Here is a 14,351-nt window from a genome sequence, read left to right as displayed (position 1 = left end):
GGCCCCCGCCTTCGCGGGGGCGACGGGAAATGCCGGATGGCTGAAGGTTCTCCATCAAACTGTCCGCACCACGCGGAAATCGCCCGAAAACCGGGCCTCTCGCTAAAAAGAAACCGGTCGGTACAAAAAGTTGTGGCGTCCGGCTCGAAGGCACTCTACCTCCGCGCCCATGAGCACCCGTGAGGTTTCGGATCGCGAAGATCCGGTGATCGAAAGCCTGGATCAACTCGCCGCGCCGATGGCTGCGGGCGAAAAGCCGCGCGAGGCGTGGCGCATAGGTACCGAGCACGAGAAATTCGTCTACGACACCGCCGATCACCATGCCCCGTCCTATGACGAGCAAGGCGGCATCCGCGATCTGCTGAACGCGCTGACCCAGTTCGGTTGGGAACCCATCATCGAAGGCGGGAACGTCATCGCCCTGAAGGGCAGCGACGGCAATGTCAGCCTGGAGCCGGCCGGCCAGCTGGAGCTTTCCGGCGCGCCGCTGGAAAACCTGCACCAGACGTGCGCGGAAACCGGCCGCCACCTCGCGCAAGTGAAGACGATTGGCGATCACATCGGCAAGGCCTACCTCGGCCTTGGCATGTGGCCGGACAAGACCCGCGCCGAACTGCCGATCATGCCCAAGGGCCGCTACGACATCATGCTGCGCCACATGCCGCGCGTGGGCACGATGGGCCTCGACATGATGCTGCGCACGTGCACCATCCAGGTCAACCTCGACTATTCGAGCGAGGCGGACATGGTGAAGAAGTTCCGCACCTCGCTGGCGCTGCAGCCGCTGGCCACCGCGCTATTCGCGAACTCTCCGTTCACAGAGGGCAAGCCCAACGGCTACCTCTCGTACCGCAGCCACATCTGGTCGGACACCGACCCCGCGCGCACCGGCATGCTGCCCTTCGTGTTCGAGGACGGCTTCGGCTACGAGCGCTATGTCGACTACATGCTCGACGTGCCGATGTACTTCGTGTTCCGCGACGGCAAGTATATCGACGCCGCCGGCCTGTCGTTCCGCGACTTCCTGAAGGGTGAGCTTTCGGTGCTCCCCGGAGAGAAGCCGCGCCTGTCGGACTGGACCGATCACCTTTCCACCGCCTTCCCCGAAGTGCGCCTGAAGTCCTTCCTGGAAATGCGCGGCGCCGATGGCGGTCCGTGGGGCCGCATCTGCGCCCTGCCCGCGTTCTGGGTGGGCCTGCTCTACGACCAGACCGCGCTCGACGCCGCATGGGATCTGGTCAAGGACTGGGACATGGAAGGTCGCGAGGAACTGCGCAATGCGGTACCGAAGCTGGCGCTCGATGCCCCGCTTCCCAAATCATTTAGGGGGGGTGGTGGCACGCTGCGTGACATTGCCGGCGAAGTGCTGAACATCTCCCGCTCGGGCCTGGCTGCGCGCGCGCGCCTCAATGCGGGCGGCGACAACGAGACCGGCTATCTGGAACCGCTGGCCGAGATCGTCGCCACCGGCAAGGTCCCGGCCCAGCGCCTGCTCGACCTCTACAATGGCGAGTGGGGCGGCGATCTGTCGAAGATCTACGCGCTCAAGAGCTTCTGAACAGGGAGGGCCTCGCTCGCTCCGGTGAGGCCCTCACCCTTCCCGCTCAGGCTGAGCTTGTCGAAGCCCCCTTAGGCGGAGCGCTGTGGCTCACATCCTTCGACAAGCTCAGGATGAGCGGTGGTGATTGGTGGAGTAGGGTAATCCTTACTCCGCTGCCTGCGGCTCCCGTACGCTCAGCCGCAGCCTTTCGCCCAACTTCGTCAGCGTCCGCGTGATCAGCGCGTTCTCCGCCATCCAGGCGTGATAGGCGCGGTACTTGGCATCCTCCGCCAGCAGGTGCGCTTCCTCGGTCCGGGCGCGCCAGTAGTAGATCGCGCTCACCACGCCCAGCAGCACGGTGTTGCGCACCATGTCGGTCAGGGCATGGCTGGAGACGAGGAACGGCAGCGTGGAGCACCACCAGAACAGGTTCTTCGACAGGTAGGCCGGGTGCCGCGTGAAGCGGTAGGGGCCGTTGGTCAGCACCCCGCGATAGGTGAGGTTGGAGAAGCGCAGGCCGAAGGCGAAGGTCGCCCAGGCATAGATCGCCGTCAGCGTGACCAGCAGCGCCGCCCAGAGCCACAGGAGGGCCGTATGACCCTGCAGCCAGTAGGCCCAGCCCGGCGTGTTAACTTCGTACCCCAGCACGTCCGCGCGGCCCATCGTGCCCCAGACGAAGGGCGGATAGCACATCAGCGCCGCCACCCAGCCCGCCAGCAGCGGATTGCCGCTGCGGATATGCGCGTCGAGCGGGCGGAAGGTGAAGATGTAGCCGACCGTGCCGATCTGCACGTCGATCAGGAACAGCAGCGCGATCAGCGTCAGCCCCAGCCGCACCGGATCGTGCACCATGCTGCCGAAATCGGCGTTGACGATCTGCGCGAAGCCGCCGGGCAGGATGGAGATCATGAAGGCGCCGAAGAAGGCCTTGATCGCCCAGGCCCGGCCATGGCGTTTCACCTGGCCGATATCCCATGCCTCTCGCCCGATCAGCAGCGCGCCGAAATGCCATGCGGCATCGCGCGGCTCCACCAGATGCCGGTCCAGCCAGAACACATAGGGGATCGACAGCACCAGCAGCGGCACCGCCGCCGCGCCGATCACCTCCATCGCGAACAGGTATTGCCCGTCCCAGTACCAGCGGCCGATGCAGTAATAGCCCGCGATCAGCGCCCATGTCGCCCAGAGCCCGGCCAGCTTGGTGATCGAAACGTCCAGCGTTTCGGCGAAGGGCCGAGCCCGGGTCCAATCGATGCCGGTCGACGGGCGGCGATGCACCTTGTCCACCAGCAGCGACCACAGGCTCATGGCCAGGCCGGTAAGGAACAGCGTGGCGACGGCGGCGTAGGGCCCGCTCATCGGTGCATGGGGGCCGGGCAGCGCGAAGGCATCGGCAATCGCGGCCCACTTGCGGCACACCAGCAGCCAGCCGAGCAGCGCGGCCAGCCCGGTCAGGCCCACGCCTGCCGAAACGTCGCTTGCGGGTCTGAAAGGGCTGCCGGTCATTGCAGAGGGCCTAGCGGCAAATGGTTAAACGGCCGCAAAGGAAAGGCCGCCGGCATCGTGGAAGATACCGGCGGCCCATTGTCCCTTTCGCCCGCAGTTCGCGCGATCAGCGATAGGCGCTGATCTGGCCCGAATCGTCGAGGATATAGAGCGTCTGGTTGGCCACCACGGGTGCCAGCGAGATCGGGTCCTTCAGCTCCTGGTACTTGGCATAGGCGCCCGTACCCGGATCGATCGTGCCCACTTCGCCGCGCGAATTGCCGATCCACAGCTTGTTGCCGGCCAGCACCGGGCCCACCCAGAAGATCGGGCCCTTGCGCTTCTTCTCGTTCTGGTAGCGCGTCAGCTGCGTCAGCCAGCGCACCTTGCCGCTGGTGCGGGCGATCGCCAGCACTTCGGCATGATCGTCCAGCGTGAAGATCCAGTCACCCACGATCGCCGGGGTCGAGATGCCGGCAAGGTTCAGTTCCCAGATACGCTGGCCGGTGACCAGTTCGTACGCCGCCATGCGACCGCCCTGGCCCAGCGCGTAGACGCGGCCACGGTCGATGATCGGATCGGCGTCAAGATCGGTGATGCTGCCCACCTCGGTCGAGATCGAGGTGCGGGCCAGCGCGTCGGACCACAGCTGGCGGCCGTTCTCGTAGCGGTAGGCCACCAGTTCGCCCGAGGCATAGCCGGCGATCACGGTGCCCTGCGCCGCCGCCGGGGTGGCCACGCCGAATACGCCCGACTGGGTGAGCGAGGCCGATTCGTTCCACAGCACTTCGCCATCGGCCGCGTTCAGCGCGATGATCTGGTTGTCCTGCGTCATCACGTAGACGGCGTTGAAGCTGACCGTGGGCGATCCGCGCAGCGGGCCGCCGGGCTTCTTGGTCCAGACCTGGGTGCCGTCGTTCGCGTTGAGCACCGCCACTTCGCCAAGGCCGGTGGTGACGTAGAGCTTACCCGAATCGAAGCTGACACCGCCGCCGAAGATCGCCTTGTTGTTTTGCCCGGAAACCGCGAAATTCTTGGTCCACAGGTGGGTGCCCTTTTCGGCATCGAAAGCGTGAACCACGCCGTCCGTGTCCATCACGAAGAGCTTGCCATCGCCGATCACCGGCGATGCGGCCAGACGCTGGCGCGTGGTCGAACCGGCGATCTGCGCGGTCCAGACGCGCTGCGGATTTTCCGCGAGGGCCAGATGGCCGTAGGACTTGCCGGCGTTGCCGCCGCCCTGCGCCCATTCCGAATTGGCGGTGGCCGGCGGCAGGATCACCGAGACGGCTTCCAGCGACGGATCGACCTTGGCACCGGCTTCGATGCGCGAAAGGATCGGCACGCGTTCGCCCACCGTCGGCGTCTTGGGACGGCCCTTGCCGCCGCTCTTGCAGCCCGACAGGCCCGCCACCAGCGCCAGCGCGATCAGCGACGCCACGCGCACCTGCCGGCCACGACCGGCACGCGATTTCGAAACGACAGCGTTCATGCGCACGTTCTCAATAGACATCGTCATTCTCCGGCAGGCGCGGCGGCAGCGGCCACGGGCGCGGCGCCATTGGCCTTGCCCAGCGGTTCGCCACGCTCGTCGACGACATCGTCCACGGCATCGACGCCCAGCACGGCGGCCAGCTGGCGCGCGCGGCTGCGCAGGCCGTCCTCGATGGTTTCGTCCTTCGCGATGGCGGCGAAGAGCGGACCGGCCTGATCGCCCTTGTTCATCTTGATGTAGGCCATGCCCACCAGTTCGCCGGCGGCACCGAACCACGGGTTGCCCGGCGCGGCATAGGGCTTCAGCCTGGACACCACGTCTTCGGGCTTCATCGCGTCGAAATTGGCGGCAACGCTGCGGATCACCGCCAGATCGCGCATCGGCTGCGGCGCCTTCGCGTCATTGGCGACGGCGTCGTACAGCTTCAGCGCATCGGCGGTCTTGTTCTGCTGGAGCGCGATGCCTGCCAGCAGCAGCTTGGCCGAGGTGGCGCTGCCGTCCGAACCGCTGTCGGCCAGCGGCTTCAGCTTGTCCTTGGCGCTGTCGAAGTTCTGCGCCTTCAGCGCATCGATCGCCTGGGTGAACGCCTCGGAATTGGCGGCGCGCGTCTCTTCCTGGCGGTGCTTCCAGAACAGGAAGCCGCCGAACGCGGCAAGGCCCAGCAAAACCACCGCCAGCAGCGGCAGACCAAAGCGCTTGAAGAAGCCTTCGACCTGATCGTGGCGCAGCGCATCGTCGACTTCGCGCAGGAATACATCCTGCTGAGCGGCGAGTCGCTGGGCAGACACGGTATTGGAGGTCGAACTATCGGAAGGAGGCAGGGCCAATTTGCGGGCGCTTTCTGCGTATGTCTGAATGGTTGCCGGGCTGTTTAGCGAATGGTGGCGGCTTTTCAACGATGATCTGGCGTGCCCTCCCAGCGGTGAAGCCCGGCTGAACGGTGTTGGGACGCCTTCAAACCAGCTCCTCCGCACCTATCGCCTGCCCGTAAACCGCCCGATAGGCGGAAATCATTGCCGCTTCGTCGTATTCCGCCTGCGCCTTCGCGCGATTGGCGGCACCGACGCGGGCGCGCAGGTCCGGCGCCTCGGCCAGAGCCGCCAGAGCGGCGGCGAGAGCGGGTTCATCTTCCGCCGGGACGATGAAGGGGGCGTTCTCCCCCGCGATCATGTCGGCAACGTCGCCCACCGCCGGGGCTGCCACCGGCAAGCCGGCCGCCATCGCCTCCACCACCGAGATCGGGAACTGTTCGCTCTTCGAAGAAAGCGCGAACACGTCGAACAGGCCGACCGCGCGCGATGGATCGGCAACGAAGCCGGGCAGATGCACGCGATGGCCCAGGCCAAGTCGCTCCGCTTCGGCCAAGATCGCGCCGCGTTCGGGGCCTTCGCCCAGGATCACCAGCTTCCACGGGTCCGGCAGGCCGGCAAAGGCGCGCACCAGCCGGGGCAAGTCCTTGACCGGGCGCAGCCCCGCCAGCGTGCCCACCCAGCGATCACCCTCCCGCTTGACGACGCCCGGCAGCACATCGGGCCGCGGCTTGTCGATGAAGGCGCCGCAATCGATGCCGTTGGGGATGAAGCGCAGGCGTTCGGCCGGCTGGCGCCACGCCTGCCGCGCGATCGCCTCCAGCCGGCGGCTCGGCACCACCAGCGCCGCCGCCCCGGCCAGCGCCACGCGGCGGAAAAGGTTGCGCGATGGCTTCAGGCCATTGGCCTCGTCCTCGTTGAAGCCATCCTCGTGATGGACCAGCGGCGGCAGCTGCAGCAGCCCGGCATAGAGCCGATGCGCCAGCACCGCATCCATCGCCCCCCAGTTGTAGCTGAGCACCAGGTCGTAACCCTGCATGGCCTGGGCGATGCGCCACAGCCGCGCGGGGGTCGGGCGGCCCTGCAGGCCGGGAAAGTCTTCGGGAAAGCCGACATCCAACGCGGGGTCGAGGACCACCGCCGCGCCCAACGCGCCGGGCTGGGCGGAGACCACGTCATGCCCGATTCCCCGCCCGAAGACGTTCATCAAGCGCACCGCACGCAGTTCCTTGCCGCCCGCCGCAAAGCTGGAATGGAGGTGGAGAATGCGCATGTTTTCCGCCGGTCAGCCGGCCCGCGCCAGCAACGCCTCGATCGCGGAAACCGCATCGGGCTCGTCCAGCGTCGGCGCATGGCCGACATCGGGCAGCGTCACCGCCACGGCATCGGGCACGCGGCGCAGCATCTTCTCCAGCGTCGGCGCCGAGAGCAGGTCGGACAGTTCGCCGCGCAGCACCAGCACCGGGCGGCCTGCCCCGCTTTCACCGCCCAGCGCCTCCCACGCGGGCCAGAGATCGGGCTGGGTATCGACGTCGAAGGCGTTGAACGGCTCAGCGATCTTCATGTCGTAATCGAAGACCATGCGGCCATTGCCCGAAAGCGTCATCAGCCGCTTGGCCATGCCGATCCAGAAATCCAGCGTGTGGCCGGGATAGGCGTCACCCAAGGTATCCTCGATCCCGCGCGCGGCATGGACCCAGGTGGGAAAGCTGCGCCCCTGCCCGACATAGTCGACGATCCGCTCCATCCCCTCAGGCTCAAGATAGGGGCCGACATCGTTGATCACGGCGGCGGCGATGCGGTCGGAGATCATCGTGGCAAGTCCCATGATCATCAACCCGCCCAGCGATGTGCCGATGGCGGCGAAGCGATCGATTCCCTCCTGATCCAACAGCGCCAGCAGGTCCTCGCCATACTGCACGGGGTTATAGCTGGCCGAATCGCGCGCATACTCGCTGTCGCCCCGCCCGCGCATGTCCGGGCAGATCACCCGGCGCTGCTGGGCCAGGCGAGGCGCCAGCCGCTCGAAATCGCGGGCATTGCGTGTCAGCCCCGGAAGACAGACCACCGGGGGGCCGTCCAGAACGCCGTCGGGGCCGGCATAATCGCGGAAATGCAGCTTCAATCCTTCGCGGCTCGACCAGAACCGATCTTCAAAACCCGTCATCTGCGAAGCCTGCGACCTCCTGCACCCACCTTGATCGACGGGCCATCCATCGCCACTATCGCCCGATGCGAAGCGAACCGCAAGCAAGTGCCTACCGCCCTGCCCCCCGTATCGAGGCTATTTCCGACTGGATCGCGAATCCCGTCGACGCGGCCGATTTCCCCAACCATATCCTGCGCTTCCGCAACGACAGGTGGGCCCGCGCGGTGGGCCTGGACATCCTGGACGACGCGCAGTGGATCGCCCATTTCGGACGTTTCGAGCCGCTGCCGGATAACCTGCCCCGGCCGCTGGCGCTGCGTTATCACGGCCACCAGTTCCGCGTGTACAACCCCAACATCGGCGACGGGCGCGGCTTCCTGTTCGCGCAGATGCTGGACGGCGAGGGCCGTGTGCTGGACCTTGGCACCAAGGGTTCGGGCCAGACGCCCTACAGCCGCGACGGCGACGGCAGGCTGACGCTGAAGGGCGCGGTGCGCGAGATTCTCGCCACCGAGATGCTGGAGGCGCTGGGGGTGAACACCAGCAAGACCTTCTCGGTCGTCGAGACCGGAGAATCGCTGTGGCGCGGGGATGAGCCTTCGCCCACACGTTCGGCGGCTCTGGTCCGCCTCAGCCACGGCCATGTACGGATAGGTAGCTTTCAGCGCCTGCTGGCAATGGACGATGCAGAGCACATGGCGGCGCTGGTCGACTATTGCCTGGCCACCTTCCCCGGACCGCTTCCGCCCGAGGACATGCCCGGCCGCGACCAGCCGGCGGTGATCCTGCTGCATCAGGTGGTGGAGCGCATGGCTGACACCGTCGCCTCGTGGATGGTTGCCGGATTCGTCCATGGCGTGCTCAACAGCGACAACATCAATATCTCGGGCGAGAGTTTCGATTACGGCCCCTGGCGCTGGCTGCCGCGCTGGGATCCCGGCTTCACCGCCGCCTATTTCGACCATGCCGGGCTCTATGCCTTCGGCCGCCAGCCCGAGGCGGTGCTGTGGGATTGCGGCCAACTGGCCGTTGCCCTGCGTCTGCTGGCGGAAACCGAGCCGCTGGTCGCCGCGCTCGATCGCTTCGCGCCGCTCTACCAACAGGCGATGTATCGCCGCTTCTGCTGGCGGCTCGGCGTCGAGCAGATAGACGATGCCGCCGACATGGCGCTGATCCAGGCGGCGGAAAAAGCCATGGTCGCCAGCGGCGAAGCGCCGGAGACGTTCTATTTCCGCCATCGCGCCGGCCGCGATGCGGGCGACGACGCTTTTGGAGAACTGCTCAAGGCACGGCGCCCCAGCTCCGATACGGATGCATCGATCTGGCACGAACCCGCCCCGCCGGGCCTGCTGATCGACGAGGTGGAACGCATCTGGGCCGCGATCGACGAACACGACGATTGGGCCCCGCTGCACGAAAAGGTTGCCGCAATCTGCGAATTGGGCCGCCAACTCGGCCCGGCTCCGGTGCCGGCAGGCCATCTCCGTTAGGGTCTCATTAGGGATAAGCGTGCCATAGCTTCGGTCTCGCTTCGATCTACCCGCAACGGACAGACCCCGTCATGCACGGTGCAGCCACAACCGCAACCAAGGCCCCGCTCCCGCCGCTTCCGGCCAGCGACAAACGAGGACCCGTCGATACCGTGAGTGCTGAGCAGATTGTTTCGTGCGAACCGGCAACGGGCGCGGAGATCTGGCGCGGCATGCCTTGCGACGTGAACGACGTGGTGGATCGCGCCCGCCGCGCCTGGCCGGCCTGGGCCGCGCAGCCGCTGTCCACGCGCATGGAATTGGTCCGCCGCTTCGCCAACGAAGTGCGCAAGGAGGCGGAGGCGCTGGCGGACCTGATCGCCCGCGAAGTGGGCAAGCCCTTGTGGGAAGCCCGCGCCGAAGTCGAATCGGTGGTCGCCAAAGTCGAAGTCTCGATCCGCGCCTATGCGGAGCGGACCAGCCAGCGAAAGCTGGACAGCGCTTTGCAGGGCAGCATGGCTGTGCGCCACAAACCGCACGGCGTGATGGTGGTGCTGGGGCCGTACAATTTCCCGGCACACTTGCCCAACGCCCACATCGTGCCCGCGCTGATCGCGGGCAACGTGGTGATCTTCAAGCCCAGCGAGAAGGCGCCCGCCACGAGCGAACTGCTCACCCGCTGTTTCCACCGCGCGGGGATTTCCGCCGGTGTCGTCCAACTGGCCATCGGCGGCCCGCTGGAAGGGCAGGACTTCGTGGCGCATGAGGGCGTGGACGGGGTGTTGTTCACCGGTTCCGCCAACACCGGCATCTCCATCAACCGCCGCCTCGCTACCCGGCCCGACAAGGTCGTGGCGCTGGAGATGGGCGGCAACAATCCGATCGTGCTGTGGGATACGCCCAAGATTACCGACGCCGCCGCACTGGTGGTGCAGTCCGCCTTCGCCAGCGCCGGGCAGCGCTGCACGGCGGCACGGCGGCTGATCGTCAAGGCATCGATCCACGATGCGATGATGGCCGAGATCAAGGCGCTGGCCGACCGCATCATCGTCGGCGCCCCGTTCGACGAACCCGCGCCGTTCATGGGCCCGGTAATCGACAATGCCGCTGCCGACGGACTTGCCGAAAGCTTTCTCTATCTGCTGAGCAACGGCGGCAAGGCGATCAAGCACCTTGTCCGGCAGGATGACAATCTGCCCTTCCTCAGCCCGGCGATCATCGACACCACCGCGCTGAAGGACCGGCCTGACGTCGAATTGTTCGGCCCGATCCTGCAAGTGGTCCGCGTCGACGATTTCGACGAGGCGATTGCAGAGGCCAACAACACCCGCTTCGGCCTTGCCGCCTCGCTGATCGGCGGTTCTCCGCAGGACTACAACCGCTTCTGGGCGCATGTGCGCGCCGGAATCATCAACTGGAACCGCACCACCACCGGCCCCAGCCACGCGGCACCGATGGGCGGCATCGGCCTTTCCGGCAACCACCGGCCCAGCGGCTATTATGCCGCGGACTACTGCGCCTATCCGGTCGCCTCGGGCGAGATGGAGCAGCCGCGCGCGATGATTGGGGTCGGCCTCAGATAAAGATCAGCGGCCGCTGGTGATCAGGTCCACTTCGGTCACACCGTTGGACTGCTTGCGCGCAAAGACCACGTAGGCCTGCCCGCCCTTCCCGCCGCCCACCACCTGGTCGCCACCGTCAAGGCGATAATCGGCCGAGTAACCGGCCTTCAACGCCATCGCGCGGTAGAAGCCGATCACATCCTGCTGGGCGACCGGGGTGCCGAAGCTGACGACGCGTAGCGCGCAGCCGTCGCTGTCGGTGCCTGCCGCTTCCTGCACCGCGGCGCGGGGATAGAGCGGCAATTCGGCAGGCAGCTTCTGTGCCCAATCAGGGCCGTACTGAACCTTGGTAGTGCAATCGGTCTTCGCCGCCTTGGCAGCGGGCGTGGTCTGCGCGGCGGCAGCGGCCACTGCGGACAGCTGCGATGCGCTGCCCTTGACCGGTTCCGGCAGTTCGCGCAGCCCGCCGGCCAGATCGGCCGCCGCCTTGCGCGTCGCCTCGATGGCCTGCGACGAACGGCTGTCGGGCGAGAGGACGATGCCCTTCTCCGCCCCGGCAGCACCGCTCTCGGCGGTCATGGTGGGATCGACGACGATCGCATCCCCCAGCGCCGCCTGCGTCTTGTCGGCTTCGGTCTTGCCCGCTTTCGAACAGCCGGCGAGCACGACGGTTACGGCGAGCATCATGCCCACGGCGCTTGCGGTAGCTTGGTTCATGGCGTCCCTTTCCGGCCCCGGCGGCAGCAGAATCGCGGCCCGTGCCGCTGTTTTTCAACGACTATTGCGCAAGCCTTCCCTCCGGCCGACCCGAAAGACAAGGGTGAGACGCATCCGATCAGGCGCATGTGCCAAAGCGGGAATAGTCGCGGGCCAATACTTAAAACGGGGCAGAAACGTGTCGAGGGCGCCTGCGGGGTTGCCGCAGACGCCCTCTCCACCCGCTCCCCAGGGGGTCAGGCGGACTTCCCTGCGCTTCGCCGTCAGCGCGGGGAAAGGGGGTGATGTTGCGCCGTACTTACCGGCAGGACGAACCGCCGCGATCGATCTCGCGGCCCAGCAGCGCGCCGCCTACCGCACCGAGCACGGTGCCGAGCGTGCGATCGCCGCGCTGGTCCACCTCGCGCCCCAGCAGGGCACCCGCCGCACCACCGATCAGCAGACCGGTCGTGCCGTTCTGGCGGCGGCAGTAATAGCGGCCATTGTCGCCGCGCCACACGCGGGTGTCGCGATAGACCGGCTCGCCGCGATAACCACCGCGATAGCCGTAGCCGCGACGGTAATCGTCACGCGAATAGCGCTGGCGGCTGTGGGCGTTGGTCTCCTGCCCCGGCGCCACGAATTCGCTGGCTGCATGGAACGTCGGAGCCGCATTGGCCGGCATTGCACCCGCCAGAGAGACGGCGGCGACGGCAAGGGCGGTGGCCTTGGTCAGTGCGCGCATTGTCATTCTCCTTCAGTCTGGCGGAGGGCAGTCGCAACCCGATCTCCGCTCTACGCATTCATCTTTAAGACGCCGAACCTGAACGCAGTGCAACGCGGCCGTCAGAATTGCCGATATCGACGAGGTGAGGGAATGGATGCGACGAACCGCTTGCCGCCCCGCGCCCCGCCCCCTATCGAACCGGCTCGATTTTCCGCCTTGGGGCCAGATTTTCATGCCGCAGACTCTTCCCCGCCGTTCGGGCGGCCTTGCGCAGGCGCTGGGCGCCTACTTCGTCTGGTGCCTGTTCCCGCTCTATTTCGCGCTGCTCCACCAAGTCGCGGCGTTCGAAGTGGTGGCCTGGCGGATCCTGTTCACGCTGCCGTTCTGCCTTCTGATGATCGTGGCGCTGAAGCAGGGCGGCGAATTGCGCGCGGCCCTGGCCAACCCGCGCATCGTTGGCGCATTGGCGCTGAGCGGGCTGCTGATCGGCATCAACTGGTCGATCTATGTCATCGCGGTGATGAGCGGGCACGTGCTGGCGGCCAGCCTTGGCTACTACATCAATCCGCTGGTCAACGTGCTGGCGGCCACGATCTTCCTGCGCGAAAAGCTGTCCCGCCTGCAATGGCTGGCGGTGGGGCTGGCCGCGATCGGCGTTGCCATGCTGGCGCGCGATGCGCTGGACACACTGTGGATCAGCGCCGGCCTTGCGCTCAGCTTCGGCGGCTATGGCCTGACGCGCAAGCTGGCGCCGGTCACCGCGCTGCCCGGCCTGACGGTGGAGACGATGGTGCTGACGCTTCCGGCGATCGGCCTGCTGATGTGGCAGGCATCAAGCCCGGCCGGGCTGTCGATGGGCTCCTCGCCGCGGATCGATCTGCTGCTGGCGTTCGCCGGGCCGATCACCGGCATCCCGCTGATGCTGTTCGCCAGCGCGGCGCGCAAGCTGGACTTCTCGCTGCTGGGCTTCATCCAGTTCGTGACGCCCACCGGCGTGTTCCTGATGGGCCTGATCGCCTTCAACGAGCCGCTGAAATCCTCTCAGCTCGTGTGTTTCCTGTTCATCTGGATCGCGATCGCGGTGTTCTGCTGGGATCTGGTCCAGCGCCGCCGCGCCACTGCGGCGACGGCCTAAGCGCTCGGCCCGCCAATTCAGGCGGGCTTCTTGCCCCGCTTCAGCAGTTCTTGCACGAAAGCGTCCAGGTCGTCGGCATCGACGTCCAGTGTCTCGTCCCACTCGGCCAGAAGCGCCTCGATATCGGCGCGCGTATAGGGTTCGCCCGGCTTGTGCACCACCGGGGCCGCGTGGTGCGGCCAGGGGTGGTCGGTGGCGTTGTTGTAAATCCAGCCGACTGCGCAGAGCGTCACCACGTTGACCGCGAAAGGCAGCAGATGTGCCCAGCCCCAGGCGGGATGGCCGGTCGCACCCAGGGCGCTGAGCAGCGCGCAGGCCCCGCCCGGCGGATGCAGGCTGCGCGTCACCGTCATGGCCGCGATCGCCAGTCCCACCGCAAGGCTGCCTGCCAGCCAGGGATCGCCCACCAGCTTGCCCGCCGCGATCCCGACCACCGCCGATAGCAAGTTGCCGCCCATCACCGGCCAGGGCTGCGCCAGCGGACTGGCCGGCACCGCAAAGACCAGCACCGCCGATGCGCCCAGCGGAGCGACAAGGAACGGCAGTGCGGGATCGTAGCCACTTTCCAGCAGACGCGTCAGCGCGCCGGCCAAGGCGATGCCGAAAAGCCCGCCCAGTGCCGCGCGCAGAGGAGCCAGCCGACGTCTGCCGCCAACCTGAGTGGTAATGATGCTGTTCAACGCCACGACCGCGCCAACCTCCTTGCAAGAACCGGAGCGCCTATAACCGATCGCGCCGGCCGATCCAGACGAGAGATCTTTGCGGCGGACAAGCGGCGCTGTTCCGCGCCGCGCCCCCTGCCGCAAATCAGCCACGATCAGGTGGTTGTCTTCACCAGCCCGGCCCAGCCGGACCGCAGGAGTGCGACCCTGATGCCGACAGCCGATTCGCCCCCCTCTCCGCCCGCCCCTCCGCCTGCCGCCGCCGAACAGGCGCTGGACGCATTCGATCTGGCGCAACTGCGTACGCCGGGCCGGAACGGCCTCACCATCCTGCGCCGGCGCTGCCCCGAGGGCCGTCCCGGAGAGATCGTGGTCTGCGCGCCGGATCCCGAGGCGGATCGCCTTCGCCCGCTGCCGGATACCTACAAGGTGACCGAAGGCCTCGGCCGTGCCGAACGGCAGATCGCGCCGGGCGTGGTCGCGGATGTCCACATGGATTCCGTGGCGATGCCAGCCGGCGCGGTCAGCAACCGCGTGATGGCCGGCGTCAAGATCGGATTCTGATCCGGGCAGGAAAAAACCCGGTCCGCCGGGAGGAGAGCGGACCGGGTTCTTGAAGCGC

13 protein-coding genes are annotated in these 14,351 nt (G+C 66.9%); 5 read left to right on the top strand and 8 right to left on the bottom strand.

The window, feature by feature from the left end; translation table 11 throughout:
* The first annotated feature begins 169 nt into the window (after positions 1–169).
* Positions 170–1,558: a glutamate--cysteine ligase gene (locus tag WBP06_RS18005; RefSeq protein WP_395330488.1), complete on the top strand. Its 1,389-nt coding sequence runs from the start codon at positions 170–172 to the stop codon at positions 1,556–1,558.
* A 147-nt stretch (positions 1,559–1,705) separates the two neighbouring features.
* Here WBP06_RS18005 and WBP06_RS18000 read toward each other — a convergent pair whose 3' ends face one another.
* The 5 genes from WBP06_RS18000 to WBP06_RS17980 all read right to left on the bottom strand — a co-directional run bounded on the left by WBP06_RS18000 (position 1,706) and on the right by WBP06_RS17980 (position 7,496).
* Complete coding sequence (locus WBP06_RS18000; RefSeq protein ID WP_395330486.1) at positions 1,706–3,046, bottom strand: methyltransferase family protein; 1,341 nt, start codon at positions 3,044–3,046, stop codon at positions 1,706–1,708.
* A gap of 106 nt (positions 3,047–3,152) precedes the next feature.
* A complete protein-coding gene (locus tag WBP06_RS17995) occupies positions 3,153–4,517 on the bottom strand; it encodes a PQQ-binding-like beta-propeller repeat protein (protein ID WP_395334252.1) in 1,365 nt (454 codons plus the stop codon).
* 23 nt (positions 4,518–4,540) lie between these two features.
* Positions 4,541–5,308: a tetratricopeptide repeat protein gene (locus tag WBP06_RS17990; RefSeq protein ID WP_395330484.1), complete on the bottom strand. Its 768-nt coding sequence runs from the start codon at positions 5,306–5,308 to the stop codon at positions 4,541–4,543.
* 166 nt (positions 5,309–5,474) lie between these two features.
* On the bottom strand, positions 5,475–6,602 hold the full coding sequence (locus tag WBP06_RS17985) for a glycosyltransferase (RefSeq protein WP_395330482.1): 1,128 nt from the start codon (positions 6,600–6,602) through the stop codon (positions 5,475–5,477).
* 12 nt (positions 6,603–6,614) lie between these two features.
* On the bottom strand, positions 6,615–7,496 hold the full coding sequence (locus WBP06_RS17980; RefSeq protein WP_395330480.1) for an alpha/beta fold hydrolase: 882 nt from the start codon (positions 7,494–7,496) through the stop codon (positions 6,615–6,617).
* Between the two features lie 65 nt (positions 7,497–7,561).
* Between WBP06_RS17980 and WBP06_RS17975 the strand changes: the two genes are divergently transcribed.
* The gene (locus WBP06_RS17975) at positions 7,562–8,968 is read left to right on the top strand and encodes a protein adenylyltransferase SelO family protein (protein ID WP_395330478.1); all 1,407 of its coding nucleotides are present in this window, start codon (positions 7,562–7,564) and stop codon (positions 8,966–8,968) included.
* Positions 8,969–9,120: 152 nt separating this feature from the next.
* Positions 9,121–10,530: a succinylglutamate-semialdehyde dehydrogenase gene (locus WBP06_RS17970; protein ID WP_395330476.1), complete on the top strand. Its 1,410-nt coding sequence runs from the start codon at positions 9,121–9,123 to the stop codon at positions 10,528–10,530.
* A gap of 3 nt (positions 10,531–10,533) precedes the next feature.
* Here WBP06_RS17970 and WBP06_RS17965 read toward each other — a convergent pair whose 3' ends face one another.
* Together WBP06_RS17965 and WBP06_RS17960 are read right to left on the bottom strand one after the other, a co-directional pair.
* Complete coding sequence (locus tag WBP06_RS17965) at positions 10,534–11,226, bottom strand: hypothetical protein (RefSeq protein WP_395330473.1); 693 nt, start codon at positions 11,224–11,226, stop codon at positions 10,534–10,536.
* A gap of 298 nt (positions 11,227–11,524) precedes the next feature.
* The gene (locus WBP06_RS17960) at positions 11,525–11,950 is read right to left on the bottom strand and encodes a glycine zipper 2TM domain-containing protein (RefSeq protein ID WP_395330471.1); all 426 of its coding nucleotides are present in this window, start codon (positions 11,948–11,950) and stop codon (positions 11,525–11,527) included.
* 214 nt (positions 11,951–12,164) lie between these two features.
* On the opposite strand from WBP06_RS17960, the gene rarD reads away from it, so the two are divergent.
* Entirely contained in the window at positions 12,165–13,067 is a 903-nt protein-coding gene (rarD, locus tag WBP06_RS17955) for an EamA family transporter RarD (protein ID WP_395330469.1), read from the top strand.
* A 17-nt stretch (positions 13,068–13,084) separates the two neighbouring features.
* Here the strand turns inward: rarD and WBP06_RS17950 are convergent, their stop codons facing one another.
* Positions 13,085–13,753 (bottom strand): HPP family protein, encoded by a 669-nt coding sequence (locus WBP06_RS17950; protein ID WP_395330466.1) that lies wholly within the window; start codon positions 13,751–13,753, stop codon positions 13,085–13,087.
* Positions 13,754–13,939: 186 nt separating this feature from the next.
* On the opposite strand from WBP06_RS17950, the gene WBP06_RS17945 reads away from it, so the two are divergent.
* Complete coding sequence (locus WBP06_RS17945) at positions 13,940–14,293, top strand: hypothetical protein (RefSeq protein WP_395330465.1); 354 nt, start codon at positions 13,940–13,942, stop codon at positions 14,291–14,293.
* Positions 14,294–14,351: the final 58 nt, after the last annotated feature.

It is taken from the genome of Novosphingobium mississippiense (assembly GCF_044029535.1).
Lineage (GTDB): Bacteria > Pseudomonadota > Alphaproteobacteria > Sphingomonadales > Sphingomonadaceae > Novosphingobium.
Note: the sequence above shows the minus strand (reverse complement) of the source record. Positions and strands in the feature narration are given on the sequence as shown.

What these genes read in the sequence shown, in the direction of transcription:
- WBP06_RS17945 (WP_395330465.1), top strand. Translation starts at nt 13,940, where the DNA reads ATGCCGACAGCCGATTCGCCCCCCTCTCCGCCCGCCCCTCCGCCTGCC.
- WBP06_RS17965 (WP_395330473.1), bottom strand. Translation starts at nt 11,226, where the DNA reads ATGAACCAAGCTACCGCAAGCGCCGTGGGCATGATGCTCGCCGTAACC.
- WBP06_RS17995 (WP_395334252.1), bottom strand. Translation starts at nt 4,517, where the DNA reads ATGAACGCTGTCGTTTCGAAATCGCGTGCCGGTCGTGGCCGGCAGGTG.
- WBP06_RS18005 (WP_395330488.1), top strand. Translation starts at nt 170, where the DNA reads ATGAGCACCCGTGAGGTTTCGGATCGCGAAGATCCGGTGATCGAAAGC.
- WBP06_RS17960 (WP_395330471.1), bottom strand. Translation starts at nt 11,950, where the DNA reads ATGCGCGCACTGACCAAGGCCACCGCCCTTGCCGTCGCCGCCGTCTCT.
- WBP06_RS18000 (WP_395330486.1), bottom strand. Translation starts at nt 3,046, where the DNA reads ATGACCGGCAGCCCTTTCAGACCCGCAAGCGACGTTTCGGCAGGCGTG.
- WBP06_RS17985 (WP_395330482.1), bottom strand. Translation starts at nt 6,602, where the DNA reads ATGCGCATTCTCCACCTCCATTCCAGCTTTGCGGCGGGCGGCAAGGAA.
- rarD (WP_395330469.1), top strand. Translation starts at nt 12,165, where the DNA reads ATGCCGCAGACTCTTCCCCGCCGTTCGGGCGGCCTTGCGCAGGCGCTG.
- WBP06_RS17980 (WP_395330480.1), bottom strand. Translation starts at nt 7,496, where the DNA reads ATGACGGGTTTTGAAGATCGGTTCTGGTCGAGCCGCGAAGGATTGAAG.
- WBP06_RS17975 (WP_395330478.1), top strand. Translation starts at nt 7,562, where the DNA reads ATGCGAAGCGAACCGCAAGCAAGTGCCTACCGCCCTGCCCCCCGTATC.